General features: G+C 58.4%; 20 protein-coding genes and 1 rRNA gene. 5 read left to right on the forward strand and 16 right to left on the reverse strand.

Features of this window, described 5'->3' with window-relative positions; genetic code table 11:
- Positions 1 to 113 precede the first annotated feature (113 nt).
- From G1C97_RS03580 to G1C97_RS03590, 3 genes are read left to right on the forward strand one after another with little or no spacing between them, the layout of a single operon-like run.
- Positions 114 to 770, forward strand: a complete 657-nt coding sequence (locus G1C97_RS03580) for a class I SAM-dependent methyltransferase (RefSeq protein ID WP_169240602.1) — start codon at positions 114 to 116, stop codon at positions 768 to 770.
- The gene (locus tag G1C97_RS03585; protein ID WP_169240563.1) at positions 760 to 4,905 is read left to right on the forward strand and encodes a DUF3418 domain-containing protein; all 4,146 of its coding nucleotides are present in this window, start codon (positions 760 to 762) and stop codon (positions 4,903 to 4,905) included. Before G1C97_RS03580 ends, G1C97_RS03585 begins: the two co-directional genes overlap by 11 nt.
- Before the next feature lie 34 nt (positions 4,906 to 4,939).
- Positions 4,940 to 5,917 carry a hemagglutinin gene (locus G1C97_RS03590; protein WP_240950987.1) on the forward strand — a complete coding sequence of 326 codons (978 nt, stop codon included), beginning with the start codon at positions 4,940 to 4,942 and terminating at the stop codon, positions 5,915 to 5,917.
- A gap of 129 nt (positions 5,918 to 6,046) precedes the next feature.
- On the opposite strand, the gene G1C97_RS03595 is transcribed toward G1C97_RS03590, so the two are convergent.
- From G1C97_RS03595 to glnA, 7 genes are all read right to left on the reverse strand, one after another.
- Entirely contained in the window at positions 6,047 to 8,119 is a 2,073-nt protein-coding gene (locus G1C97_RS03595) for a glycoside hydrolase family 31 protein (RefSeq protein WP_169240564.1), read from the reverse strand.
- A 90-nt stretch (positions 8,120 to 8,209) separates the two neighbouring features.
- Complete coding sequence (locus G1C97_RS03600; protein ID WP_169240565.1) at positions 8,210 to 9,025, reverse strand: carbohydrate ABC transporter permease; 816 nt, start codon at positions 9,023 to 9,025, stop codon at positions 8,210 to 8,212.
- A 5-nt stretch (positions 9,026 to 9,030) separates the two neighbouring features.
- Positions 9,031 to 9,954 (reverse strand): carbohydrate ABC transporter permease, encoded by a 924-nt coding sequence (locus tag G1C97_RS03605; protein WP_100495338.1) that lies wholly within the window; start codon positions 9,952 to 9,954, stop codon positions 9,031 to 9,033.
- Positions 9,955 to 10,142: 188 nt separating this feature from the next.
- Positions 10,143 to 11,321: an ABC transporter substrate-binding protein gene (locus G1C97_RS03610; protein ID WP_169240566.1), complete on the reverse strand. Its 1,179-nt coding sequence runs from the start codon at positions 11,319 to 11,321 to the stop codon at positions 10,143 to 10,145.
- Positions 11,322 to 11,514: 193 nt separating this feature from the next.
- Positions 11,515 to 12,507 carry a LacI family DNA-binding transcriptional regulator gene (locus tag G1C97_RS03615; protein ID WP_169240567.1) on the reverse strand — a complete coding sequence of 331 codons (993 nt, stop codon included), beginning with the start codon at positions 12,505 to 12,507 and terminating at the stop codon, positions 11,515 to 11,517.
- A gap of 85 nt (positions 12,508 to 12,592) precedes the next feature.
- Positions 12,593 to 13,831: an MFS transporter gene (locus tag G1C97_RS03620; protein WP_169240568.1), complete on the reverse strand. Its 1,239-nt coding sequence runs from the start codon at positions 13,829 to 13,831 to the stop codon at positions 12,593 to 12,595.
- 232 nt (positions 13,832 to 14,063) lie between these two features.
- Entirely contained in the window at positions 14,064 to 15,401 is a 1,338-nt protein-coding gene (gene glnA / locus G1C97_RS03625; protein WP_100495334.1) for a type I glutamate--ammonia ligase, read from the reverse strand.
- A 178-nt stretch (positions 15,402 to 15,579) separates the two neighbouring features.
- On the opposite strand from glnA, the gene G1C97_RS03630 reads away from it, so the two are divergent.
- Complete coding sequence (locus tag G1C97_RS03630) at positions 15,580 to 17,019, forward strand: DUF2252 domain-containing protein (protein WP_169240569.1); 1,440 nt, start codon at positions 15,580 to 15,582, stop codon at positions 17,017 to 17,019.
- Between the two features lie 321 nt (positions 17,020 to 17,340).
- Here the strand turns inward: G1C97_RS03630 and priA are convergent, their stop codons facing one another.
- The 8 genes from priA to G1C97_RS03670 all read right to left on the reverse strand — a co-directional run bounded on the left by priA (position 17,341) and on the right by G1C97_RS03670 (position 25,140).
- Entirely contained in the window at positions 17,341 to 18,066 is a 726-nt protein-coding gene (gene priA / locus G1C97_RS03635) for a bifunctional 1-(5-phosphoribosyl)-5-((5-phosphoribosylamino)methylideneamino)imidazole-4-carboxamide isomerase/phosphoribosylanthranilate isomerase PriA (RefSeq protein ID WP_169240570.1), read from the reverse strand.
- A 108-nt stretch (positions 18,067 to 18,174) separates the two neighbouring features.
- Positions 18,175 to 18,822 (reverse strand): imidazole glycerol phosphate synthase subunit HisH, encoded by a 648-nt coding sequence (hisH, locus tag G1C97_RS03640; protein WP_169240571.1) that lies wholly within the window; start codon positions 18,820 to 18,822, stop codon positions 18,175 to 18,177.
- A gap of 166 nt (positions 18,823 to 18,988) precedes the next feature.
- A complete protein-coding gene (locus tag G1C97_RS03645) occupies positions 18,989 to 19,780 on the reverse strand; it encodes a hypothetical protein (RefSeq protein WP_169240572.1) in 792 nt (263 codons plus the stop codon).
- Positions 19,780 to 20,382 carry an imidazoleglycerol-phosphate dehydratase HisB gene (gene hisB, locus G1C97_RS03650; RefSeq protein WP_169240573.1) on the reverse strand — a complete coding sequence of 201 codons (603 nt, stop codon included), beginning with the start codon at positions 20,380 to 20,382 and terminating at the stop codon, positions 19,780 to 19,782. Before hisB ends, G1C97_RS03645 begins: the two co-directional genes overlap by 1 nt.
- A 170-nt stretch (positions 20,383 to 20,552) precedes the next feature.
- Positions 20,553 to 21,725: a histidinol-phosphate transaminase gene (locus G1C97_RS03655; protein WP_169240574.1), complete on the reverse strand. Its 1,173-nt coding sequence runs from the start codon at positions 21,723 to 21,725 to the stop codon at positions 20,553 to 20,555.
- Positions 21,726 to 21,850: 125 nt separating this feature from the next.
- Positions 21,851 to 23,248, reverse strand: a complete 1,398-nt coding sequence (gene hisD, locus G1C97_RS03660) for a histidinol dehydrogenase (RefSeq protein WP_169240575.1) — start codon at positions 23,246 to 23,248, stop codon at positions 21,851 to 21,853.
- A gap of 84 nt (positions 23,249 to 23,332) precedes the next feature.
- Positions 23,333 to 23,617 (reverse strand): acylphosphatase, encoded by a 285-nt coding sequence (locus G1C97_RS03665; protein ID WP_205832505.1) that lies wholly within the window; start codon positions 23,615 to 23,617, stop codon positions 23,333 to 23,335.
- Positions 23,618 to 23,682: 65 nt separating this feature from the next.
- Positions 23,683 to 25,140 carry a xylulokinase gene (locus G1C97_RS03670; RefSeq protein ID WP_169240576.1) on the reverse strand — a complete coding sequence of 486 codons (1,458 nt, stop codon included), beginning with the start codon at positions 25,138 to 25,140 and terminating at the stop codon, positions 23,683 to 23,685.
- 120 nt (positions 25,141 to 25,260) lie between these two features.
- Between G1C97_RS03670 and G1C97_RS03675 the strand changes: the two genes are divergently transcribed.
- On the forward strand, positions 25,261 to 26,088 hold the full coding sequence (locus G1C97_RS03675; RefSeq protein WP_169240577.1) for an aldo/keto reductase: 828 nt from the start codon (positions 25,261 to 25,263) through the stop codon (positions 26,086 to 26,088).
- A gap of 257 nt (positions 26,089 to 26,345) precedes the next feature.
- On the opposite strand, the gene rrf is transcribed toward G1C97_RS03675, so the two are convergent.
- Positions 26,346 to 26,462 (reverse strand): 5S ribosomal RNA (gene rrf, locus G1C97_RS03680).
- Positions 26,463 to 26,472 lie beyond the last annotated feature (10 nt).

Here is a 26,472-nt window from a genome sequence, read left to right on the forward strand (position 1 = left end):
CAGAACCAGTGCACACAACCAGTGTACGGAACCAACACACAGAACCAATACACAGAACAGCAACGAAACGGTTGCGGCGAGTGCGGAAACGCCCCGCGGAAATGGAGTTGATGATGGCAGAGCAGTATTTCTCCGCGGATCCTTCGTCCAAGGACGTCAGGCGCACGCTGCACGTTTCGCTGCGTGGCCGTGACACACAGGTTCAGGTGTCCAACGGCGTCTTCTCCGGTTCACGACTGGATTTGGGCACTTCCGTATTGCTCAAGCATGCGCCGGAGCCGCCGTTGACCGGCGATTTTCTCGATTTGGGCTGTGGCTGGGGTCCGATTGCCTTGACCCTGGCTGCTGAGAGTCCCGAAGCGAACGTATGGGCGGTGGATGTCAACGAACGCGCCTTGGAACTGACGCACGGCAACGCGCAGTCCAACAACCGTTCGAATATCCATGTCTCGCAGACCGATGAAACGGGCGCCTGTCTGCCCGCAGCACAGCAGCCGTCGTTTGCCGCCGCCGTGCCTGTCGACACCATGTTCGATGTCATCTGGTCGAATCCGCCGATCCGCATCGGCAAGGAAGCGTTGCACACCTTGCTGATGACTTGGCTGCCACGCCTCAACAATGATGGCGCCGCCTATCTGGTGGTGCAGAGGAATCTGGGCTCCGATTCGCTGATCCCCTGGCTGGACGAGGCGCTGGGAGACGGATTCGCGGTAAGCAAATACGCCAGCTCCAAGGGCTTCCGTATTATTGAAGTCCGTCATGAAATATGAGTATCCCGTTGAACTTCCGGTTTCCGCCGCACACGATGAGATAGCGAACGCGGTCCGGCATTCCCAAGTCGTTATTGTTTCCGGACAGACCGGTTCCGGCAAGACCACCCAGTTGCCGAAGATCCTGTTGGAACTGGGGCGCGGCACGCACGGCCGGCAGATCGTGCACACCCAGCCACGTCGTATCGCCGCGCGTACCGTGGCCGAACGCATCGCCGCTGAAATGGACGTGCCGCTCGGCGCGGAAGTGGGCTATCAGGTGCGATTCACCGACGAGAGCTCCCCCAACACTCGTCTGCGCGTGGTTACCGACGGTATTCTTCTGGCTCAGATTCAACGCGATCCGAATCTGAGCCAGTACGATACGATCATCATCGATGAGGCGCACGAGCGCAGCCTGAACATCGACTTCCTGCTCGGCTATCTCACCGCGCTGCTGCCCCGCAGACGCGATCTGAAGCTGGTAATCACCTCCGCAACCATCGATTCGGTGAAATTCCAAGAGCATTTCGAGCATGCGCTGCACGAGAAGGTGCCGGTTATCGAGGTCTCCGGTCGCACATTCCCGGTGCAGGTGGTGTATGAGCCGCTGGGGACCGCTCCGGCGCTGATGCGCGAGGTGCCCGGCTTCGCTGTGGGCGCGCGCCCCGGTGACGCCGATTACGATGAGCTGGCGTCCGCGGTCGCGCAGTCCGAAGACCGCCCGCATTCGGGCAATGGACGCAGCAACGCCGGATATGCCGAAGACGCCATTACGGATATGCCCACCGCCGTGGCTCGTGCCTGCGCCGAACTGGTGATTCATTCCTCGCACGAACGTGGAGCCCGCGACATTTTGGTCTTCGCTTCCGGCGAGCGCGACATCCACGAATTCGAGGCGGCATTGCGGCACCATTACGGGCCGCGCGTGGAGGATATGCGCCGCCCGGATGCCATCGAGATCATGCCGCTGTTCGCCAGACTTTCGGCGTCCGACCAGCACAAGGTGTTCGAGCCGCATACGCATCAGCGCATCGTCATCGCCACGAACGTGGCCGAAACCTCGCTGACCGTGCCCGGCATTCGCTACGTGGTCGATCCGGGCACCGCCCGTATCTCCCGATATTCGAAGACCGCCAAGGTGCAGCGGCTTCCTATCGAACCGATCAGTCAGGCCAGCGCCGATCAGCGAAGCGGCCGATGCGGCCGTGTGGCGGACGGTATTGCGATTCGCTTGTATTCGCGCGAGGACTACGAAACTCGTCCGCGCTTCACCGAACCGGAGATTCTGCGTACCTCGCTGGGCGCTGTGGTGTTGCATATGCTTTCGGTGGGCGTGGCCCGTACCGCCGAAGACGTCACCAGTTTCGGCTTCATCGATCCGCCGGATATGAAAGCCGTATCGGATGGTTTCAACGAGCTCACCGAGCTCAAGGCCATCGGACGCAAGCATGGCGAGGTGACGCTGACGCATATCGGCCGCCAGCTGGCGCGCATCCCCATCGATGTGCGTCTCGGTCGCATGGTTATCGAAGCGGCCCGCATCGGTTCGCCGAATACGTTGGCCGCCGTGCTGGTCATCGTCTCCTTCTTGAGCCTTCAGGATCCGCGGGAGCGTCCGGATGACAAGCGTGAGGACGCGGACCGTATTCATAATCGGTACGCGGATGAGACCAGTGATTTTCTCACGGCGTTGAACATCTGGGATCGTGTATTCCAAGCGGATGGCAATCCCAGCAACAACGCATTGCGCCGTATCTGCAAGACCGAATATTTCAGCTGGCTGCGTATGCGTCAGTGGAAGGATCTGGTCTCTCAGTTGACGCAGATGTGCCACGAGCTGAAGTTCAAGGTCGGCGAGCCGTTGCCGTCCTCCCGCCCTGGTCTGCAGATCCGCCAGCTTCCGTTGAATCAGCAAGCCGCTCATTCGTTATGCTGTTCGTGGGATGCGGACGGTATCCACAAATCAATGCTTGCCGGTCTGCTGTCGATGATGGGCATGCAGGTGATTCGCGAACCGAAGGCCTCCGATTTCGCCGGACTTACCGGGGCTGCTCGCGCTCGCGCGATGAAACGCGCGCAGAAACAGTCGAAGAACGAGTATCAGGGTGCCCGAGGCACTCGTTTCGCGCTGTTCCCGGCCTCGGCAGTGGCCAAGAAAACACCCGCTTGGGTGATGAGCACGGAATTGGTGGAGACTTCGCGACTGTGGGCCCGTTATTCGGCGGCCATTGATCCGGCGTGGGCCGAACCTTTGGCCGGTCAGCTGACACGCACCACGTATGCGGAGCCGCATTGGTCCGCTTCCCGTGGCTCTGCGGTGGCTACGGCCCGTGTCCTGCTGTATGGTCTGCCGATCGTGCAGGACCGCGCGGTGCAGTGGGGACGAATCAATCCGCCTGAGGCGCGTGATTTCCTGATCCGTCAGGGTCTGGTGGACGGCGATATCCAGCAGCGGTTCAGTTACGACGAGTTCGTCAACGGCAACCGCGACATTCTTGAAGATGCCGCCGATGACGCCAGCCGCACCCGTCAGCTGGCGGACACCGTGTCTGACGAGGATCTGTTCGACTTCTATAACGCGGTCATTCCCGCAGATGTGACGTCCGTCGCCGATCTGGCCAAATGGTGGAAGCGTGAGCATGATGAACATCCGAATCTGCTGACCTTCGACCCCGCCAAAGTGGAGCGTTTGGCGTCCAGCGAGTCGGTGAGCTTGGATGACTATCCCGATCACTGGCATACGCTCGGATCGGACGGTCAGCCTATCGATCTGCGATTGAGCTACGTCTACGATCCGGCCGATCCGACCGACGGCGTGACGGTGCATGTGCCGTTGAAAGCGCTTTCACGTATCAGCCCGGAACAGTTTACCTGGAATGTGCCTGGTCTGCTGGATGAACTGATTCTGGCGATGATCAAAGCGCTGCCCAAGCAGTTGCGTGTGCAATTCGTGCCGGCCCCGGATGCCGCCAAGAAGATTCGCAACTGGATCGACGAACAGTATCCCGATCTTCCCGGCTCCGGCTCTCAGCAGAAGCCGAATCTGCCGCCAGTTGGGCCAGAGGGTGCGGATACCGCGCTCTGGCCTGATCTGGCGCATGTGTTCACGCGGGCGGCCATCGCCACCGTGGGCGCGCAGATTCATCCTGAAGTTTTGGGACCGGAACTGGTCGAACGACTCTCCCCCTATCTCAGGGTCACGTTCGCAGTGGAGCAGCAATTGCCGCCCAGCCGCAATCAGCGAGGTCGCAGACATGCGCGCGGCCCGGTCAAGGTATTGGGCACATCCAAGGATCTCAAGGCCCTGCAGCGCAAATTCGCCGAACAGGCGGAGGCCTCCGCACGTCAGATGGTCAAGAAGCAGGCCGAACAGGCCGGTGAACAAGGCAAGCTGGTGCAACGCGCCAACCTGCTGCATAAGGCCGGCGCCACCACCGAGTCACGTGCCGTCATGTTGTGGCGCGGCGCACTGGATGCGCTGCGTCTGCCATCCGAACGCGTCTCTTCACGTTGGTTGGGCACCGAGGCGCTGATGTTGGCCTCGGCACCGTACAAGTCCACTGCCGACTTGGTCGAAGACCTGCAGCTGGCCGCCGTCAAACGTCTGCTGCCCAAGGTGGACACCCTTGCGAATGACGAAGCCTTGGCGAACGCCGTACTTGATGTACAGGAAGTGTATGAGGATACCGTTTATCAGGTGGCTCGTGACGTTATCGCCATCCTCAAGTCGTACGCAGAAGTAGACAAAGCCACGTCCGGCAAAGCTGATCTGCCGATGCTTTCCGTACTCCAGTCGATTCGCGATCACATCGCCACACTGGTCTACCCCGGATTCGTAGGCCGCACTCCCCCGGATGCGCTTACCTCGATCAGTCGATATCTCAAGGCTGATTGGAGCCGACTGAGCAAGGCGAAAACCGACAAGAACCGTGACGTCAAGTGGGCCTGGCAGGCCGACGAAGCGAAACAGCTGGTAGATAAGGCCGTGGCGCATGCCAAGGCCGAACCGGCCGGCCCCAAGCATGAGACGCTGATGCAACAGGCCGAACAGGCCCGATGGATGCTTGAGGAGTTTTATGTGAGCCTGTGGGCGCAGGAGCTTGGCACCAAGGGGCCGGCGTCCTTAAACCGCATCAAAAAGGTTCTGGCATAAGGTTTCCACTGATACATAACTAAGCAATCTCTCCATGGCACAGACGAAACAGCGGAAGACGCGACGGAAAGCGCCACATAAAACACCACAGAAGGCACAGCGGAGAAAATCACGTAGATCCTCACGCGCAGCCACGCGTCATCTGTCGTTGGCGAAACGGTGGCGTCGTGCATCATTATGGCGACGAATCAAAATCGTACTGGCTACGGTGGTGGCACTGGTCTGCATTGTGGCGCTGGTAACGGGAACCGTATGGTTTGTCGGATGGCGGCATTCGGTGCAGGCGGCCGAGGCTCGTCAGCTGCAGCTTGCGCAGGACTATGGTTTCGACCCGGGCAACATCATCTCCGACGGCCAGTTCTTCAACGGCAATGCGATGAGCGAATCAGAAGTGCAATCGTTCCTTGACGAGCAGGGTGCGGCATGCACCGACACGAGCTGCTTGAAATCGAAAACCTTTGACACCACCGATCAGCCGGCCGATGAATACTGCAATGCCTATGAGGGCAAGAAGGGTGAGCGGGCGGCCGCCATCATCGTCAAATCGGCCAGAGCATGCGGCATCAGTCCCAAAGTGTTGCTCACCGTAATGCAGAAGGAGCAGCATCTGGTCACAGCCACCAACGTCACCGATTTTCAATATCAGGCGGCGATGGGGCTGAGCTGTCCGGATACCGCCAACTGTGATCCGAAATACGCCGGTTTCTTCCGCCAAGTGTATGGAGCCGCGCAACGGTATCAATATTATGTGGCCCACGAAAGCCAGTACGGATATCAGGCAAAGACGTTGAATTACGTGCAGTATCATCCGAATGCGGCTTGCGGCGGCACCGAGGTGTACATCGAGAACAAAGCCACCGCATTGCTGTACATCTATACGCCCTACCAGCCGAATACTGCGGCGCTGGCCGCCGGCAACGGCGAAGGCGATTCCTGTTCCAGCTACGGCAACCGTAATTTCTCACTGATCTATACCAGCTGGTTCGGTACAGCTCGCTCGTCGGGCAACTGAACACGCGTCAGCATGCCGATGCATCAGCCGCGCCGCATATGACTTGACCGTACCGGCAGGGATAAACCGGTACGGTCAAGTGTTATCAATCAGACCGCGTGGCTGATGCAGCGACCTGAAAGTCAGTGTTTACAGTGCTCCCGCCAGACCGTGGTCGTGTCCGTTGCGGGCGAACACCGGCACCGAGTCGAGCGGTGCATTCGCCGTGATCGTCTGGCCGGCGGCGTATACGGTGCCGTCGCGCAGATCTGTCCAGCTCGTCTCGCCGTCGCCGGGCAGGTACACTTCGCGGGAGCGTGCGCCTTCCTCGACCACAGGAGCGACCAGCAGATCCGCTCCGAGCATGTATTCGTCGGCGATATCCGCGGCGGCGGCATCGTTCGGGAATTCGAAGAACAGGCCGCGAATCAGCGGATGTCCGCTCTCGTGGGCTTCGGCGAACAGCTCACGCATGTAGTCGCGCAGACGTTCACGCACGTTGATGAACTTGACCATGATGCGTTCGATGTCCTCGCCGTAGCTCCACGGTTCGTTGTCCGCGCCGGAGGGAGAACGATGCTCACCGGAGGCGTTCGTGATGGTCTCCTTCATCGTGCCGTCCGGCTGGAGGGCCGAACGATCGCCGTGGTTGCGCATCACCGGGGAGAAGCAGGAGAACTGGCACCAGCGAGCCAGCAGTTCCTTGAACGAATCGCTGTTGATGTCGCCGTCATGGAAGCCGCCCATATCGGTGGTGAACCACGGGATGCCGGCCATGCCCATGTGGATGCCACAGGTGATCTGCGCCTTCAGATCGGCGAAAGTGGAGCCGACATCACCGCTCCAGACCAGAGCGCCGTAGCGCTGGGAGCCTGCCCAAGCGCAACGGGTCAGGTTGACGATCTCGTCCGTACGCCCGTATGCCGCCTGTCCTTCATAGAAGCCGCGGTTGTATTCGCGCGGATAGACATTCGCCACCTGCTGGTTGGGGCCGGCATAGTAACGATAGTTCTCGAAATCGTAGGTGCCGTATTCAGGCTCGGCCTCGTCCAGCCAGAATGCGTCAATGCCCAGGTCGGCGTAGTTGGCGCGGCACTTGCTCCACACATAGTCGCGGGCTGCCGGGTTGGTGGCATCGAAGAACTGGCTGGGGCCTTCGAACATCATGCCGATGTCCTGTCCACGATCGGCGCGCACCAGCAGATTGTTCGCCTTCATCTCGGCGTAGTTCTCCGAAGCAATGGCGACCTGCGGCCACACGGAGGCCATGACCTTGACGCCCATCTCGTGCAGTTCGTCGCACATGGCCTTCGGATCGGGCCAGAATTCCTTCTCGAAACGGAAGTCGCCCATGTACGGCCAGTGGAAGAAGTCAATGACGATGAGGTCCAGCGGGATGTTGCGCTGCTTGAAGCCGCGTGCCACTTCAAGCAGCTGCTCCTGATTCCAGTAGCGCAGCTTGCATTGCCAGAAGCCCAAGCCCCATTCGGGCATCACCGGCGCATGACCGGTGGCGTCCGCGTAGTGTTCCATGATCACGGCCGGCGTGGAGCCCACGGTGATCCAGTAGTCGATCTGCCTGGTGGCATCAGCCTTCCATTCGGTGCGGTTCTTGCCGAAGGTCACCGAGCCGACAGCCGGATTGTTCCACAGGAAGCCGTAGCCGGCTGAAGAGACGACGAACGGTACGGATGCTTGGGAGTTGCGATGGGCGAGTTCCAGCGTGCATCCCTTCAGGTCCATAACGTTCTGCTGGTATTCGCCCATACCGTACAGTCGTTCATCTGTCGGCGCCTCGAACGACACCGTCACGGCGTGATCGCCGCCGATGATCGGCTTGAACCGGCGGGCATGCAAGTCCAGCGAACCACCGCGCGCCGATTCACGGAACAGCGGCGTGCCATCCGCCTTGAAGAAGCTCAGCTCGCAACGGGGCTCCTCATAGCCTGCACCACCGTAGACATCGTAAGAGGCCTCGGCCTTGACCACGATACCTCCATTGCGCAGCTCGGCGGTGGAGTGCTCCTCATCGATATTCACCGATACGGCATCGGGGTCCTGCTTCGGGTTATCCAGCAGCGCCCATTCGGGATTCTCCACCTCGTGCATTTGCGCCGAGCGAACGCGGATGGAATCGTCGCCCCACGGTTCGATGCGCAGGTATTCGCCGTCGCCGGTCCAGGTCAGGGCGTGGCCATCGGTGTGGAAGGTAAGCAGTGTCATGGTAAGTCTCCTTTGACGTTATCGCTATGGTGACGTTGTCGTGTTGTCTATATGGATGCGAGCCTCAAATTCAGCTCGCATCCCATGTCATCAATCCTTGATGGCACCGGCGGTCACACCGGCAGCCACATATTTCTGAGCCACGATGAGCAGCAGTGCAGTAGGCACCGAAGCCAGCACGGCCGTGGCCATCATCGGACCCCATTCCTGATTCTGCGATCCGATGAAGTCGTAGATGCCCATCGTGATCGGGCGCATCTTGCCACCGCCGGAATCCAGCGTGGAAGCAAACATGAAGTCGCTCCATGCCCACAGGAAGCTGAACAGCGAGGTGGTGACGATGGTGTTGCGGCTCAGCGGAATCACAATTCGAGTGAATACGGTCCACTGGGATGCGCCGTCGATCTGTGCGGCTTCGATCAGCGAGCGTGGCATGCCGGTCATGAATCCGGTCAACAACATCACCGCGAACGGCACTGCGATGGTCGAGTCGGCGACGATCAGACCAGGCAAGGTGTCCAGCAGATTCAGATCACTGAAGATCTGGTAGAAGCCGAGTGCCATGACCACGGCGGGAATCATCTGGGCTACGATCAGCAGGAAGTTGAGGGTTTTACGCCCCTTGATATGCAGGATGGCCAGTGCATACGAGGAAGGAAGGGCGATAAGCAGGGTCACGATCACACAGCCGAGCGCGATGATCAGTGACGTACCGAGGTATGGCAGCTGCGAGTTGAACGCGGCGGCGTAATTGTCCAGCGTGAAGTCCATCGGGACAAGGTCGCCGGAGCGGATGGAGCGACGCTGGGTGAAGGAGATATTGATCATCCAGTAGACAGGGAAGAGCATGATCAGCGTCAGCACGATGCCGATTGCGGTTTTCCACCAAGTTGAACGATGCTGCATGTCGATTACCTCTCTTCCTCTTTGCCCTGCGCCCACAGATAGATCAGGGCGAAGGCGAGCGCCACCAGAATCAGGATCGTACCGACCACGGAGGCTTCGGAATACTTGATGGTTGCGGAAGTGCCCTTGCCGAACGCCATCTCATAGGCCCAGGTGGCCAGCGTGCGGGAGGTGCCGGTGCCCTTGGTCATGATCCAGATGATGTCCACGGTGCGTAGCGTGTAGACGAAGCCGAGCAGCAGGGTGATCATCGTGACCGGCTTGAGCAGCGGGAAGGTGATCTTCCAGAAACGCTGCCAGGCGTTGCAGCCGTCCAGCGAGGCCGCCTCGTACAGATCGCCGTTGATGTTCTGCAGACCGGAGTAGAGGATCACGAGGTTGAACGGAATACCCAGCCAGATGTTGGCGATGATCACGGCCCATAGGGATTTGTCGGCCTGCAGCCACCAGACCGGATCCAATCCGAATACACCGAGCAGGTTGTTGACCAGACCGCTGTCCGCGTCCATCATCCACTGCCAGATGGTGCCGGAGATCATCGGCGGCAGCAGCCACGGCACCAGGAACGCGCCGCGCAAACCGGCGGACAGTTTGAAGTTCTGGTTGAAGAACACAGCCAAAGCCAAACCGATCGAGTATTGGAACACGATGGAGAGCACCACGAAGATCAGGGTCTGACGCAAGGTGGTCCAGAATTCAGGGGTGGACACGACCTCTTTGTAGACGTCAAGTCCGGTCCAAGGAGCTTCTCCGGTGACGAAGGTACGACGGGTGTAACGGTGCAAGCTCATCGAGATGTTCTGGACCAACGGGGAAACGTAGAACACCAGCATGTAGATGATGAGCGGAGCGGCGAATCCTATGGCCGCCCAAGTGGTTGGTTTGATGCGCTTGGCCGGCTTGGGCGCATGCGTTTGTGTGGTTGACATTATGCCGCCTATCGTGAAACAAAAATCGAAAAACGGAAAGAATCCGAACAGGAGAACGTCGTCAATGACGTGAACAAGGAAGGTGCCCGGCACCGGCTAGAGGAAGCGGCTCGGAGCCGGGCACCCGGAGGAGGAAGGAGAAAGGAAGAAAGATGGTGGACCAGCCGGATTGCTCCGGCTTTTGAGAATCAGGCCTTGTTCAGAGCGGCCTGCAGATCCTCGGAGAGCTGAGCGGAGATGTCCTCGTACTTGAGGCCAACGTCGGTGGTGCGGCCGGAGGCGCTTTCCACGATCTTGACCCACGGCTTCCACACCTCGTTCTCCTTGACCTGCTGGGCGCGCACGTCGCTCTTGGCGGCCAAGTAGACCATTTCGTCGTTCAGGGACTTGAGGTTGTCACCGTCAACGAGGCATTCGATGACCTTGACCGTTGCGGCCAGCTTTTCATCGCTCATGTTCTTCTGCGTGGGGATGGTGATGAACTCGCCACCGGTCGGCACCGGGGCGACGCCGCCGTCCTTGCCTGGGATCGGAATCATCTCGTAGCCTTCCTGGGCCGCGGACTCAGCCTGCCAAGAACCGTTCTCGGAGAAGCCGTACTCGCCGGTGAGGAAGAGATCCCATGCGGCGGACTGGTTGTCGGTGGCCACGGACTTCGGAGCCCAGCCCTTCTGCACCCAGCCGGAGACCAGATCGAGCGCATCCTGTTCGGCGGTGGAACCGGAAGCGTCCGCCAGCTTGCCGCCCGCGCCCCAGAACCAGGGCAGGAACTGGAAGGTACCTTCCTCGCCGGAGATGCCGGCGAAGGTGATGCCCTTGAATCCGGCGTTCACGACCTTCTCGATTGCGGCGTTGAGGGAATCCCAATCGGTAATGGAAGCCGGATCCACGCCCGCCTTCTGCAGGACGGTCGGGTTGTAGTACAAGCCGAGCGCGTTGGAGCCATAGGAGACGCCGTACTGCACGCCGTCCACGATGCCCGGGCCCTCGATGTTCGCGTCGTATCCGGAGACGTCCACGCCAGCGGCCTTGATATCCGTGACCAGACCGGCATCGACGGCGGTCGGCATCTTCGGGTTATCGATAAGGGCGATTTCAGGGGCGTTGTTCGCCTTCACGGCAGTGGTGAGGTTGTTCAGCAGATCGGACTGCGCGTAGCCGACTCGCTTGACGGTGTATCCGTCGGGAGCGCACTTCTCCACGAAGGCCTGCCAGGTGCTGTCGGCGGTCTTCTGCGGGTACGGATCCCAGAATTCGATGGTTTTGTCGTCCTTGGCAGACGAGGAGCCACCACAGGCGGCCAAGCTCATCACGGCGGCGGCCGCGACCACGAAAGCAAGGGCACGACGGGAAGTTGAATTGGTCATCTCTTGATTCCTTTCATCGCCACGCAACACTGCGTGCAACAATATTTCCAGAACAATCGCATAGAGCTCGAACGGTTGTCCTGATTTCGTTTAACCGGTTCAACAGTTATTTAATATACACCACGGATCACGCAAATGCAAATTAGTGCAACGAATTAACCATTACCGCCGGCGACTGTTAGCGCTAAACCCGTTATGGCTCAATCACTAGAGGAAAATCAAACAACACCTCAGCCTTCGGCGCGTCGCGATTGGCAACTCGTGACATCAACAGCTGGATGGCGGTCTGCGCCAACTGATTGACGTCGGTCTGCACAGTGGCAAAAGGTATTTTCATTGTGGTAGTCAACTGTTTGGGGAACAACGTAACCACACGCAAATCATCGGGAACTCTGATATCCAGTTGTGCGAATGTCTGCGGGCCAACTATGGTGGCAGGCTCATTATGTATCACCATTGCCGTGGATTGCGGATAGGTATCCAAAGCCTGCTCGATGATTTGCGTCGGACCGGCGTTGTCATCATCCGGACTGACTGTATGCACAACAAGTCCATGACGGTCGGCTATGGCTGTCATTGCATCATAGAACCGCAAGGCAAAGCCCATGTGCCGTTTGAAAATCTGCTTCGACCACAATACCAGCGTGATCTCGGCATGGTTCTCGGATGCAAGAAAGTTAATGATTTTCGCCGATTCCTTGACGAAATCGGAATCGACGACATCAAGGCCAAAGGAGTCTTTGGGAGAGCCGAACACCACGGTCGGCATGTTCATTTTCGCAGCGATGCGCATACGGGGATCGTCATCGCGCACATCCATCAGAATGAATCCATCGACCTTGCGGGAATTCCATGCCTTGAGCATCGCCTCGGCACCATCATCGTTGCCGATGAACAACGTATCGTAACCGTATTGCGCCGCGCATTCCGACATCAAATACACATGCAGACCGAACAGGGCCGAAAGATAGTTGCTGTGGTAGGCCGGGGAGACGATGCCGAACGTTTTGGTTTCGTTCGCGGACAACGCACGTGCCGCATGATTGACCGTATACCCCAGTTCCTTGACTGCTTTGCGGACTTTGTTCGCCGTCTGCTCGGTGATTCTCGGGTCGTTCGACAATACGTACGATACGGTCGCCTTCGATACTCCCGCCGCCCGGGCCACATCCGATATATTGACCATGGGGAACGCCTTTCACCTGCATAACAACGCTGTTTATGCCCGCTACTTTACCGGCATATGCGTTGACTCATCTGCACGACTCGCGTCAACGTTCCAGATGGCGTCCCACATAAGGACGCATCGCCATGGTGACGGCCATGCCCAGCAGCGCGAATACAGCGCCCACCGGCCCCAGCCAGGTCAATCCCAGATGGTCGTTCGTCAGGCCACCGACCGCCGAACCGACGGCGATGCCGATGTTGAAGGACATTGAATTGAGCGACGAGGCAAGATTCATCGAACCCGGGTGGGACTGTGCAGCCACATCCATATACAGCACCTGCGACGAAGCGTTGAAGTGATACATGAGCAGGCCTAGAACCACCAACAGGGCCGCACCATACCACGGAACCCAATGAACCAGCGCCAATGAGCACAGCAATACCGCATGAACCAAGTACACCCAACGCAAGTGGAACAATGGCTCCACTCCCCTGCCATGTTCGGCGAGTTTTCCGGCGGTCAGGTTGCTGCACAGACAGGCCACGCCATAGATCACCAGACCAAGGCTGACATATTGCTCAGGCAGATGCACTTCATCGCGCATGATCGGCGTCAGATACGTATAGAACACGTAGCTGGACGCGGCACCGAACACTACGGCCAGCACGCCCAGATGAATACGTTGATCGAAGAACAAGCGGAACTGGGAAAGGAATCCCACCTGTACGATATGGCTGTTGCGCGGCAGGACAGGGAACATCGCGATCAGCAACACCACGGTCAGCAGATTGATGATATGGAAGGTCCAGCGCCATCCGAACGCATTGGCCACGGCCGTGCCGATCGGCACGCCCACTACGGAGGCGATGGAGAATCCCGAGAACACCCATGCGATGAATTTGGTGCGGTAGCGCTCATGCGTCACATCCGGCGCGAATGTCATGGCGATGGCCACCAATGTGCCGGAGACGGATGCGATGATCAGTCGAGCGATCAGCAGCACCGGATAGTTCGGAGCGAACGCGCACAACACATTGCCGAGAAGGAATACGCTCATCAACGTCAGATAGGTGACAAACCGAGGGAATCGCGCGCTCAACGCCGATCCGAGCGGCGTACACGGCGCGTATACGAACGCGAAGATGGCCACCAGATTGCCGACCGTCACCTCGGAAACCTGAAGTCCCGCCGCAATATCCGGCAGAATGCCGACGACCACAAACTCACTCATGCCGAGCATGAAGCTGGCGAAGATCAAAATGTTGACCGGCAGCGTGAAAAATCGATCCTCGCGCACGTCGCCATGCGGTGCCTCGGACGTGGGCGTCTGCGTATTGGCCATGGTAGAGGCTCCTTCAGTGCTCGTGTTTACCGAGTTGCATGGTATGCGGCAACGTCTACAAACGCCATGCCGAGACACGCTGATGGACTCGCCCCCCTCCTGCAAGCCATACCGCAGATGAAAACAAGTCCGCGAAATGGGGCCGGGGCCGATATGTGAAGTGGCTCTCCTCAGTATCCGAGGAGAGCCACTTCACATCGTATGGTGTCGGTTTGAGCAGAGGGCCGGCCGATCACAACCTAGGCAGATATTTCTTCAACTCAAACGGCGTGACCTGCTGGTTGTATTCCTCCCACTCCTGGTGCTTGTTGTCCAGGAAGTAGCCGAAGGCATGCTCACCGAGCACTTCCGCCACGAAATCGGACTTCTCCATAACCTTCAACGCCTCGTCCAGCGAGCGCGGCAACGGCTGGATGCCCATAGCTTGACGTTCTCCGTCGGTGAGCTCCCAGACATCATCGCTGGTGGGCTCGCCCAGCTGCATCTGCTTGTCGATGCCATCAAGGCCGGCGGCCAGCAGCACCGAGTACGCCAGATACGGGTTGGCCACCGGGTCGAGCGCACGGAACTCCATGCGCGCGGAATTGCCCTTGCCCGGCTTGTACTGCGGGATGCGCAGCAAAGCGGAACGGTTGTTGTGTCCCCAGCAAATGTAGCTCGGCGCCTCATTGCCGCCCCACAGGCGCTTGTACGAGTTGACGTACTGGTCGGTGACGGCGCAGATTTCCGCAGCATGGTAGAGGATGCCGGCCGCGAACTGGCGGGCGGTCAGGGACATGTTGAATTCCTGACCGGCCTCATAGAAGGCGTTGGAATCCCCCTCGAACAAGCTCAGATGCGTGTGCATGCCCGAGCCAGGTGCATCGGCCAAAGGCTTGGGCATGAAGCTGGCGTGGATGCCACGCTCCAGCGAGATCTCCTTGACCACCGTGCGGAAGGTCATGATGTTGTCGGCCGTGGTGAGCGCGTCTGCGTATCGCAGGTCGATCTCGTTCTGGCCGGGGCCCGCCTCATGATGCGAGTACTCCACCGAGATGCCCATCTGTTCGAGCATGTTCACGGTGGCACGACGGAAATCCATGCCTGGGCTACGCGGCACATGATCGAAGTAGCCGCCCTCATCGATCGGCGTGGGGGCCTTGGACCAGTCATCCTGACTTTCGAACAGATAGAACTCGATCTCCGGGTGTACGTAGAACGTGAATCCCTTTTCCTTGGCTTTGGCGAGCGCACGCTTCAACACGTGACGGGGGTCGCCGAGCGAAGGCTCGCCGTCCGGGGTCAGAATATCGCAGAACATGCGCGCGGTGCCTTGCGGACCGCCACGCCAAGGCAGAATCTGGAACGTGGATGGATCGGGCTGAACGATCATGTCGTCTTCGGAGATTCTGGTCATGCCTTCGATGGCGGAACCGTCGAAGCCAAGCCCCTCTTCGAATGCGGCCTCCAGTTCAGCTGGCGCGATGGCCACGGACTTCAATGTTCCCAACACATCCGTGAACCAAAGACGAATGAAGCGCACGTCGCGTTCTTCGACCGTGCGCAGCGCAAACTCCTGCTGTTTATCCATAATTGCCTATGGTTCCATAATCGTGTTACGTTCAGCGTTAACATCTCATGCTTGTCTTGCGCTTCCTTTCGCTTAAGCACCTCCGCTCCCATATCAGAGGCTCGTAATGTACACCGAATTCTCAGCATCGGCGACTCCAGTGTCTTATCACAGCTGTTCGGCGTTACAGTTATAGGTTATGAGCGAAGATCATCTGGCCCCGTCCGCAAACCCACCCATTGATGTGACCAGCTGGAAGCAGGCCGTTAATCCTCGCGACCGTTCGCGAGCCGGCATTGCGGCACGTAACTCGGCACCGCTTGAGTCACATGCCATCTGGCAGGTGCGCGAAGGCCGGCGTGAAGCCATCAGCTTGCTGGAGGAACAGTCTGCGATTCGTGTACCGGAATTGGTTCCGTTGCGCTATAAGCGCATGAGCGTAAGCTCGTTCACGTTCTACCGCGGCACGGTGCTTATCATGACCAACGATCTGGCTTCCACGCCGGTTACCGGCATTCCGGTGCAGTGCGTGGGCGATGCGCATATCGGCAACTTCGGCATCTTCCGTTCCCCTTCCGCCCGTCTGGTGTTCGATATCAATGATTTCGACGAAACCGCCATCGGACCGTGGGAATGGGATTTGAAACGCTTGGCTGTTTCCGTGGAGATTTGCGGGCGGGCCAATAAGTTGAAGACCAAGGATCGCCGTACCGCGGTGTTGCAATGCGTACGCACATACCGCGAGCGCATGAAATGGTTCTCCGAAATGGACTATCTGGATGCCTGGTACGAGCATCTGGATGTTGAGGAAACATTGGACCGGTTCGAAACCAGTGGTTCTAGGCGCAGCCCCGTATTGCGAGAAGCCGCGATGAAGGCATTGCTGAAGGACAACGATGCGGCGGCTGCCAAACTATGCCGCTATGAGGGCGGCAAGCTACGGTTCAAGTCCAATCCTCCGGAATTGGTGCCGATCAACGAGCTGCAGGAGTATGCCGATCCGGAGGCGCTGCAGGCACGTATCAGCACCCTGCTCGAAAGCTATAAGCATTCCCTGTACGATGACCGCCGCATGGTGTTCGATCATCTGAGGTATCAGGACTCCGCCCGCAAGGTGGTGGGCGTCGGGTCGGTTGGTCAGCGTGCGTGGACGTCGGTATGGATCGCCCGCGATATCGACGATCCGATGATGCTGCAGATGAAGGAGGCCACATATTCCGTGCTTGAACATTACTGCGGTGCTTCCCGTTACGCCACACATGGCGAGCGTGTGGTGCAGGGGCAGAAACTGATTCAGAGCACCGCCGATGTACTGCTCGGATGGTCGAGCTTCATAGCCGAGGATGGTCGCAAACGCGATTATTACGTGCGTCAGCTGTGGAACGGCAAGGGATCAATCGACATTGACAATCTCAACGCTTCGGGTTTAAGTGATCTGTCGCGCATGTGTGCTTGGTCGCTGGCTCATGCGCATGCCCGTACCGGCGATTCCATCGCCATCGCCAATTACATGGGCGGCACCGATGAGTTCGACCAAGCCATCGCATCGTTCGCCGTGAGCTACGCCGAGCAGAACGACGAGGATTACGCAGTATTCAAGAAACTCATCAAATCCGGCGAGCTGCCGTGCACCAAGTAGCGGTCGAGGATCTCGGCGCATAGTTCCCCGCGACGAGCAAGGTCATTCCCGAGAATTTACCGCACTGACGATTGCTCAGTGCAACTTATTCTCGAGAACAACCCACTGCGCGAGAATTTCCCGCACTGACGATTGCTCAGCGCGGTAATTTCTCGAAGCTAGGGATCATTTCGAGAATTTACCGCGCCAATAGCTTCCAAAAAGCTTCAAGAACCCCCAGAACACTCCGGGAGACTTCACAATAGACTCCCGTGGTGTTCAAAAGACGTCAAAGAGCTTCAGAGGTTGACGAATTCATAGAACCCGTCAACCCCCGTAGTTTTACTTCGCCACTTCCAGCGCTTCTTGGAGAGTAAAAGCACGAGCGTACAGGGATTTGCCGAGAATCGCGGCATCCACGCCCAAATCAGCCAGTGTCTTGATGGCTTTGAGATCATCAAGCTTCGAGATGCCGCCGGATGCCGTCACCTTGGCGTCGGTACGTTCGGCCACTTCGCGCAGCAGTTCGATGTTCGGACCGGACATCATGCCGTCCTTGGCCACGTCGGTCACCACATAGCGCGAGCAGCCCACGGAGTCAAGGAACTTCATGGTTTCAAACAGATCTCCGCCTTCACGGGTCCAGCCACGTGCGGCCAACGTATGTCCGCGCACATCGAGACCGACAGCCACGCGATCACCATACTTCTTGATCACCGACGCGGTCCAATCCGGATTCTCCAATGCGGCCGTACCGATGTTCACGCGAGCGGCACCCGCCTCCAGAGCGGCTTCCAGCGAATCATCGTCACGCACGCCACCGGACAGTTCGATGTTGACCTTGTCACCCAGTTCATGCACAATCTCACGCAGCTGGTCACGGTTGTTGCCCGTGCCGAAAGCGGCGTCCAGATCAACCAGATGAATCCACTCGGCACCGGCCTCGACCCACGTGCGGGCCGCCTCGAACGGTGAACCGTAATCGGTTTCGGAGCCGGATTCGCCCTGACGAAGGCGCACGGCCTTGCCGTCGCGAACGTCAACGGCGGGGAGCAGCGTCAAAGACATGAGAACAACCTTTCTGTACTTCTGTAACAATCACGAACAATCACGAATCACCGTTGCATTGACTCAAGCGCCACCGCACGGTCACGGCAAACGCAGCAGCTGGCTCGATCAGAACGTAGCGATCCAATTCTTCAGCAGCTGAGCGCCGGCGTCTCCGGATTTTTCCGGATGGAACTGCGTGGCAGACAACGGCCCGTGCTCATAGGCGGCCACAAAACGTGAACGTCCATATTCGCACCAGCTCACATGCTCCGGCGCATCTGCGAAATCGATCTCGAAGCGAGTAGTATCCGCGGCGCGCACTCCCATCGCGGCATATGAGTGCACGAAGTAGAATCGCTCCTGCTCCACGCCCTTGAGCAGAACGGAGCCGGGGGCCGCGTCAACGGTATCCCATCCCATATGCGGCACCACATCGGCATCCAACAAATCGACCGAGCCACCGATCAGACCTACGCCTTCGGCATCCGCACCATGTTCATGACCATGTTCGAACATGATCTGTTCACCCACGCACACACCGAGCACCGGTCGGCCGGCACGGATGCGATCGTAGATCACCCGATCGCCGTCCACTTGTTTCAGGCCATCCATGCAGGCCGCGAACGCGCCGACTCCGGGCACCACCAGTCCGTCGGCTTCAAGTGCCTGACGGTAGTCAGAGGTGAGTGTGGTGTCCACTCCCAAATTGGATAGCGCACGCACCATGGAACGCACGTTGCCGAAACCGTAATCGAAGACAACAGCCGTGGTCATTGTCTTGGTGCCTTTCTCTTCAAGTTCGTAGTCTGCTGTAATCGTCAACGTATGTCTGGCGACGCAGCAGAATGATTATCCGATTGATTGGTCAGCGTGAATATGCAAGATCCGTAGAATTCTGAGCGTCCATAGAGTCTGCGAAGCTTGCGGAATCGATGCAGCACTACTCGATACGGCTGCCTCGCCCGCCACGGCCACGTTTGGTATGGTCAGCCAGAATCTGCATAGCTTGATCATGGCTCAGGCTTGCGGAATCCACTACCTCGAATCCTTGGGTTCTCAGCTGAGGCAATGTCACGATGCCCAGCATCAAATCCTCCACGAACCGAGGAGTGGAGGTAAACAGCACCGGCGGCGCAAAGCTTTGACCAGCTTCACCCTGTACATACATGGTCACTTCAAGCTTGTCGGCACGATTGACCGCCAGAATAACCGCCATACCGGAAACGACAGTGGTCAGATCCTTGGCAGCGGCCTCAGGACCGTCACCGTCAAGATTCTTCAACACCGCGACGGCACCCTGATTGGAACCGATACAAGATGCGGCGATATCTGACAGCTGACAGAACGCGGCCAGCAGATCCGCGGAAGCCACTCGTGTAACCAGCAATGCGGTTTTCGCCCGGTTGCCGAGCAATCCGGCCAACTCGTTTTCAAAACCATCCGAGGGGTCCACCACATCGGCCATGGCCTCGTTGACTGCGTCTGCCACTGACGCGGCATCGAGGTCATCCGCAGTAGCGTCGGTCGTATCAGATGCAGTATCACCGCTTTGGGAATCGGCTTGTGGCGACGCTTGCTCCGATGCTGACTGATCAGCGAATTCCTGCTCGAAACCAGCCAGAGCCGCCTCCAGCTCCTCGTCGGAGAAATGCGACTCATCGTCTGCATTGAATTCCGAGTCAGAGCCGCGGCCGACACCATTGCTGTTGATATCGTCGTCGTTTGCGGACATCACAAAGCCCCCTTGGTGCTGGGGATCAGTCCCTCAATACGGGTATCGGGCTCAATGGCGAAACGCAATGCGCGCGCCAAGGCTTTGAATTCAGCTTCGGCGATATGATGCGGATCACGGCCGGCAAGCACTTGCATGTGCAGGCAGATACCGGCATGGAACGCAATGGATTCCATGACATGACGCACCAATGAGCCGGTGAAATGACCGCCCATCATGCAGTATTCATACCCTGCCGGCTCACCGCTGCACACACAGTAGGGGCGGCCGGAGATGTCCACCACGGCCTTGGCGAGCGCTTCATCCAGAGGTACAGTGGCGTCAGCAAAGCGACGAATGCCGCGCTTGTCTCCCAGAGCTTGCTTGAGCGCCTCGCCGAATACGATGGCCGTGTCTTCCACGGTGTGATGCACGTCGATATCGGTGTCGCCATGGGCATGGATCTTCAGATCGATCAGCGAATGCTTACCGAGCGCAGTCATCATATGGTTATAGAACGGCACCGAAGTGTCGATGTCGGTCTGTCCGGTACCGTCAAGGTTCAGTTCAAGATCGATATGTGATTCGCTGGTTTCACGGACGATATGCGCGGTGCGTGCCATGTCATCCCTCCTTCTTGTAAAGGTCATTCGATATGTAGCGGCAGCGGAAAGGCGGTGGGCAATGAATGCTGAAGAACCCGCCTATCAAACGCCTGCCGCCGTTCATCCAACCGTCGGTCTCCGGCAACTTGGGTGCCGCGGCTTTTCGCCTAGACCCGAGCAGGGTTGAGTCACTTGGATTCGACGATGCGCAACGTCTCAGCAAGCGCGTTGCGGAACTGTTCCATCTCCTCGTCGGTGCCCATGCAGACACGTAGCCAGCCATCGGGGCCCACCACGCGGATGAGCACGCCACGCTTGAGCAGTTCGTCGAAGATGGCATCACGATCATCGAAGTGACCGCCGAACAGCAGGAAATTGGATCCGGATTCGGCTACTTCGAGCGGCTGTCCCTTATACGTTTGCGACTTGAGCCATTCGGCTGTGGCTTCGCGTGTTTCACGCAAGTGTTCCACGCGGCTCAGTTGCTCGTCGGTATGTTCGAAAGCAGCCAAAGCAGCAGCTTGGGTTACAGCGGACAGGTGATACGGCATGCGCACGATACGCACGCAGTCGATGATGCCTTTGGATGCTGCCAGATAGCCTACACGCGCGCCGGCGAAGGCGAATGCCTTGCTCATGGTGCGGCTGACGGCCAGATTCGGATGGTCCTTGATCAGGCAGACCGCGCTTGGGGTGCCGGGCTTGCGGAACTCGACATACGCTTCGTCGATCACCAAAATCGGATGTACGCCTTCAGGCGCGCCAGCTACTTCCGCAGTTTCACAAGCGGCAAGAATACGTTCGATATCCTCCATCGGCAACGGGGTACCGGTCGGATTGTTCGGGCTGGTGAGCAGCACCATGGAGGGCTTGACCTCGTGGATGGCCTCGATGGTCTTGTCCACGTTCAGCGTGAAGTCGGCGTTGCGATGCGCCAGTTTCCAGCCGGTGAACGTGTCTCGCGCGTATTCCGGATACATGGAATAGGTGGGGTCGGCACCCAAGGCGGTACGGCCCGGGCCACCGAACGCCTGGAACAGCTGAAGCATGATCTCGTTGGAGCCGTTGGCACCCCACAGCTCATCCACATCCAGATGGGTACCGGATTCGCGGGTCAAATAGTCGCTGAATGCCTGTCGCAAAGCGATATGCTCACGGTCGGGGTAACGGTTGAGCGTCGGCGCGATCTCCAGCACACGCTTGGCGATGGTCTCGCAGACCGCTGGATCCGGCGCATATGGATTCTCGTTGACGTTCAGGCATACCGGTACGTCGAGTTGCGGCGCGCCGTAGGGTTCCTCGCCGATCAGATCGTTGCGCAGCGGCAGATTCGCCGGGATCGCATTCGTTGCTTCAGTCATTGCTCTTCCCTATTACCTTTCATATTCTCGGCTCCTCTTGTGGTGCATCATCATCGCAATCTCGTTGTTTATCTGATGACGATGTTCCAGTAAGAGGAGTCAAGATATAACTGTCTCAAGTCGGTTCAGCGCAGGCCGGCTTCGATCTCCTGCTCGCGCAGAGTAGCCTTGTCGTACGGATCCTTCACGAAACGACTCAGCACACACTCGCCGTGAGCGGGCAGGTCCTCCGAAACAGCGAAGGCGTTGATACGTGCGGCAAGAGCCTTCAGACCTTCCTCGTCGTATTCGATAACCTCAACCGGCTTCATGAACGTGTGTACGCCAAGGCCTGCGGCGAAACGTGCGGTGCCGCCGGTGGGCAACACGTGGTTGGAGCCGGACATGTAATCGCCCAGCGGCACTGGAGAATAGGGGCCACGGAAGATAGCGCCCGCGTTCTTGATGCGCTTGACTACGGCATCGGCGTCTTCGGTCTGGATTTCCAAGTGTTCGGCGGCGTACGCATTGGCGGCATCGATGGACTGATCAAGACCGTCGGTCAGCACAATGGCGGACTGGGTGCCGGACAGGGACGTGTGTACGCGTTCGGCGTGCTCGGTCTTCGGCACACGGTAGTTGAGGTTCTCCTGAACCTTCTCAGCAAGCTCGGGGGAATCGGTGAACAGCACGGAACCGGCGAGCTCGTCATGTTCGGCCTGACCGATAAGATCGGCGGCCAGCAAGCTCGGATTCGCCGTCTTGTCTGCGATGATGCCGATTTCGGTGGGGCCGGCCACGGCATCGATGCCCACGAAGGCGGAAACCAGGGACTTGGCGGTGGCTACGAAAATGTTGCCCGGGCCGGTGATCTTATCAACCGGATCGCACAGCACGTCGCCGTCCTGCGGTTCGGAGCCCTTGGCACCGTAAGCGAACATGGCGATGGCCTGTGCGCCACCGACCGCATACACCTCGTCGACGCCGAGGATGGCGCAGGTGGCGAGGATGGTCTTGTTCGGCAGGCCTTCTGCGTTATCGCGGGCGGGCGGGGTGGCGATGGCCAGGGATTCGACTCCGGCAGCCTGTGCCGGCACGGCGTTCATGATCACGGAAGACGGGTAGACGGCTTTGCCACCGGGCACGTACAGGCCGACGCGCTGAATCGGAATCCAACGTTCGGCAACGCGAGCGCCGGGGGCCAGATCCGTGTGGAAGTCCTTCGGCACCTGGTTCTTGGCTACGGCACGGGCGCGACGCACCGACTCCTCGATGGCGGCACGGACTTCAGGATCGAGCGTGGTGAGTGCATCGGCAATCGCTTCGGCCGGCACGCGCAGATTCTTGGGGCGTACATGGTCGAACTTTTCCTCGAAGTCACGCAGGGCGGCGGCACCGCGCTCCTTGACATCGTCAAGAATCGGGCGCACCAGATCGGTGGCTTCGGAAGTGCCCATTGCGGCGCGCGGCATCGCGGCCAGCAGTTCGGCACGGGACAATTTCTGACCACGAAGGTCGATGATTCGCATGATGTTCTCGCTCATAACGCCTCATCGTAGCAACGTAAAGCCACGAAGCGCCTTGAAACGCTCACTTTCACCCGTATCGTGAGATATCACGCTGTTTCGTTAATCCATGCGAACGGAAAAAACACGGGAAGCGTCATCAGACGGAGTCATATCGGTTACGCTCACATGCTGTACTTCAGCCCACCGCGGCCCTTGCCGCAACGCGGATACGAAGTTCTCCATCGATTCGGGCTTCCCCTGTGCCTCGACTTCCACCGCCCCATCCCGGCGATTGCGCACCCATCCGGTAATGCCGAGTTTGCAAGCCTGCATCACCGCGAAATAGCGAAAGCCGACGCCCTGCACCAATCCTTCGACGACAATATGTTTACGCACCATATTCATCAATAATGCCTCGCACTGTGTTCTGCTGGCAATCTCATGTTTGCCAAAAACTCATGGTGGGATCACTACAGACCCTGCAATGCCGGGTAGAGCTCGGCGAACTGCGGATAGCACTCACTATATGCACGCACGGCCGCTGGATTCGGCACGTAGGTTGTGGTTTCGGCGATGGTCGCAGCAAGGTTGGGCTGATCAAACACCAGAGAGGCGAGTGCCACTGCCGGCAGAATATCGGCGTTGGCATAGACCTCGATTGCATGGCCGAGCACATCGGCTAGGATCTGGCACCATGCGCTTTCGCGAGCACCACCGCCAATCAGGGATATGGAAACCGGCGTGGTGTCGAAGCTTTCCATGCCTTGACGAATCGAGAACGCCACGCCTTCCAATGCCGCTCTCGCCAAGTCCGCTGCGGTGGTGTCTGGAGTGATCCCAACGTATGCACCACGAATGGTAGCGTTCATGACCGGGAACCGCTCCCCTACCAAGTACGGCAGGCAGAGCACGCCATTGGCACCGGGTGTCGATGCTTCTAACAACTGATGCGCTTCGGCATAATCGCCGCCGGCAAATATGCCGGTCACCCACTTGTGCACGTCGCCGGCATTAAGGAACGGCACAGCATTCACAAACCCTGGTGTCACACCGAATGCCAAGTTCGCAGCACCAGGTTTGTTGACGAATGGTTCAGGAGACACGGTGGCAATCCAACCGGATGTGCCGATATTGATGTTGTATTGTCCGGGTTTGCTCACACCGCTGGCAAACGTGGTGGCACCGGCGTCGCCGATGCCGGCGTACACCGCAGTGCCGGTATCAAATCCGATAGATTGCGCGGCTGCAGCAGATACGGTGCCAATGCAATCCTGTGGTCTATGCAATTCGGGCAGCAATGCAAGATCAATGCCCGCGGCCTCGCACAATTCCTTATCCCAATGGCCTTCACGAATGTTCATCGCACCGGCGGTAGCGCACGCGGCCACATCACCAATGCAATTACCCGTCAGCTGTGCGATGAGATAATCCTTGGAACCGATCAGTACGTGACGCATACGCGCGAACGTTTCCGGTTCGTGATCACGTAGCCACATCAACTTTGGCAGCGGCAAGCAACCTTCCAGACGATTGCCTACAACGTCAAGGAATCGTGCCGTGTCACCTGCATAAGCGCTGCCGAGCTGCTCGGCCTCGGCATCCGCGCGACCATCTGAATACAGGATTGCATTACATACCGGCTGTAGCTCGGCATCCAATGCGATAACATCCTGCATCTGTCCACTGAAAATGATGCCGGCAACTTGTGAGGTATTAAATCCGGGCTCGCATTCCCGCGCTTGACTCAGCATCGCTTGAGATACCTCGCAGAATGCCTGCCACCATTCGCCCGGGTCCTGCTCGCGGAAATCACCGTTGATAACCAGCGTGAGATTACTGCTGGTGCTGGCCACAATCCGGCCGTCTTCGGCTACCAGCGCACCTTTCAGCGCCGTGGTTCCCGCATCAAACGCTGCCGCATATTGCATATATCCGCTCCGTTATCTCAGCCGTGATGAGATTCCTCACCCAGCAAAATCCGCATAATCAGCTGCTCTGCTTCGTAGAATAGCTCAGGAAAGTATTGACGTTGAGTTAAGCGAGGCATTATGGCGATTCAATCGACGATTACTCTCAACAATGGCACGGTGATTCCTCAGGTTGGCTTGGGTGTATTCCAGACTCCTGATGGTGAAACCACCATCAACGCTGTGCAGACGGCGCTGGAGAACGGCTACCGTCACATCGACACGGCGATGATCTACCGCAACGAGGCTTCCGTAGGCGAAGGTATTCGCCGTGCCGGCGTGCCGCGCAAGGATTTCTTCCTGACCACCAAGCTCTGGAATGATGACATTCGCGCTCACCGTGGGCTTGACGCTTTCCAGGAAAGCCTTGACCGCTTGGGACTGGATTATGTGGATTTGTACCTGATTCATTGGCCGGCGGACGGTTGGCAGCAGGCTTGGGATGATCTGCAGAAGATCTATGCGTCCGGCCGTGCGAAGGCGATTGGTGTGAGCAATTTCCAGCAGCATCATATCGAGGAGCTGCTGAAGAACAGTGACGTGGTGCCCGCGGTGGATCAGATCGAATCCTCCCCGCAGTTCACCAATCAGGAGCTGATTGACTTCCTTGCCGGTAAGAGCATTCACACCGAGGCATGGAGCCCGCTGGGCGGCACTGGCGGCAATTTGCTTGCCGAGCCGGTGCTGGCTGAAATCGGTGCCAAGTATGGCAAGTCCGCAGCTCAGGTGGTGATTCGCTGGCATATCCAGCGCGGCATCATCGTACTGCCGAAGTCCACGCACGCCGAGCGTATCAAGCAGAACTTCGATGTGTTTGACTTCAACCTCTCGCCAGAGGATATGGCCGCGATCACCGCGCTCAATACTGGTAAGCGCAACGGCGCCGACCCGGACAACTTCGATTTCTAATACGGCTTGCACAATAAGCGCGAACCGTTCATCCGATTTATTGGTTTGATATAAATCAGTACCAATAAATCGGATGAACGGTTCATTGATTTTCTCTACGGGGAAGTCGGTGGGTCTTTGGCAATATCAACCCCACAGGGGCAACCCGGGGATCCCCTTCATCGGGCTTCCCGTGCAAGCACGAGAGGCGGGCCGGCAAAAGACACGAATACAAAAAAGGGGGGTGGTCTGTTGGGACCACCCCCCTGTGACGAATATTGCGGCGGCGTGCTACTCTCCCACACCCTATCGAGTGCAGTACCATCGCCGTGCCAGGCCTTAGCTTCCGGGTTCGGAAAGGGACCGGGCGTCTCACCTGGGCCATGACCACCGCAAAACCTAGAT

Origin of the sequence: Bifidobacterium olomucense, from assembly GCF_012932375.1 — a bacterium.
In the GTDB taxonomy this organism is placed as follows: domain Bacteria; phylum Actinomycetota; class Actinomycetes; order Actinomycetales; family Bifidobacteriaceae; genus Bifidobacterium; species Bifidobacterium olomucense.

What these genes read in the sequence shown, in the direction of transcription:
- G1C97_RS03580 (WP_169240602.1), top strand. Translation starts at nt 114, where the DNA reads ATGGCAGAGCAGTATTTCTCCGCGGATCCTTCGTCCAAGGACGTCAGG.
- G1C97_RS03585 (WP_169240563.1), top strand. Translation starts at nt 760, where the DNA reads ATGAAATATGAGTATCCCGTTGAACTTCCGGTTTCCGCCGCACACGAT.
- G1C97_RS03590 (WP_240950987.1), top strand. Translation starts at nt 4,940, where the DNA reads ATGGCACAGACGAAACAGCGGAAGACGCGACGGAAAGCGCCACATAAA.
- G1C97_RS03595 (WP_169240564.1), bottom strand. Translation starts at nt 8,119, where the DNA reads ATGACACTGCTTACCTTCCACACCGATGGCCACGCCCTGACCTGGACC.
- G1C97_RS03600 (WP_169240565.1), bottom strand. Translation starts at nt 9,025, where the DNA reads ATGCAGCATCGTTCAACTTGGTGGAAAACCGCAATCGGCATCGTGCTG.
- G1C97_RS03605 (WP_100495338.1), bottom strand. Translation starts at nt 9,954, where the DNA reads ATGTCAACCACACAAACGCATGCGCCCAAGCCGGCCAAGCGCATCAAA.
- G1C97_RS03610 (WP_169240566.1), bottom strand. Translation starts at nt 11,321, where the DNA reads ATGACCAATTCAACTTCCCGTCGTGCCCTTGCTTTCGTGGTCGCGGCC.
- G1C97_RS03615 (WP_169240567.1), bottom strand. Translation starts at nt 12,507, where the DNA reads ATGGTCAATATATCGGATGTGGCCCGGGCGGCGGGAGTATCGAAGGCG.
- G1C97_RS03620 (WP_169240568.1), bottom strand. Translation starts at nt 13,831, where the DNA reads ATGGCCAATACGCAGACGCCCACGTCCGAGGCACCGCATGGCGACGTG.
- glnA (WP_100495334.1), bottom strand. Translation starts at nt 15,401, where the DNA reads ATGGATAAACAGCAGGAGTTTGCGCTGCGCACGGTCGAAGAACGCGAC.
- G1C97_RS03630 (WP_169240569.1), top strand. Translation starts at nt 15,580, where the DNA reads ATGAGCGAAGATCATCTGGCCCCGTCCGCAAACCCACCCATTGATGTG.
- priA (WP_169240570.1), bottom strand. Translation starts at nt 18,066, where the DNA reads ATGTCTTTGACGCTGCTCCCCGCCGTTGACGTTCGCGACGGCAAGGCC.
- hisH (WP_169240571.1), bottom strand. Translation starts at nt 18,822, where the DNA reads ATGACCACGGCTGTTGTCTTCGATTACGGTTTCGGCAACGTGCGTTCC.
- G1C97_RS03645 (WP_169240572.1), bottom strand. Translation starts at nt 19,780, where the DNA reads ATGTCCGCAAACGACGACGATATCAACAGCAATGGTGTCGGCCGCGGC.
- hisB (WP_169240573.1), bottom strand. Translation starts at nt 20,382, where the DNA reads ATGGCACGCACCGCGCATATCGTCCGTGAAACCAGCGAATCACATATC.
- G1C97_RS03655 (WP_169240574.1), bottom strand. Translation starts at nt 21,725, where the DNA reads ATGACTGAAGCAACGAATGCGATCCCGGCGAATCTGCCGCTGCGCAAC.
- hisD (WP_169240575.1), bottom strand. Translation starts at nt 23,248, where the DNA reads ATGAGCGAGAACATCATGCGAATCATCGACCTTCGTGGTCAGAAATTG.
- G1C97_RS03665 (WP_205832505.1), bottom strand. Translation starts at nt 23,617, where the DNA reads ATGAATATGGTGCGTAAACATATTGTCGTCGAAGGATTGGTGCAGGGC.
- G1C97_RS03670 (WP_169240576.1), bottom strand. Translation starts at nt 25,140, where the DNA reads ATGCAATATGCGGCAGCGTTTGATGCGGGAACCACGGCGCTGAAAGGT.
- G1C97_RS03675 (WP_169240577.1), top strand. Translation starts at nt 25,261, where the DNA reads ATGGCGATTCAATCGACGATTACTCTCAACAATGGCACGGTGATTCCT.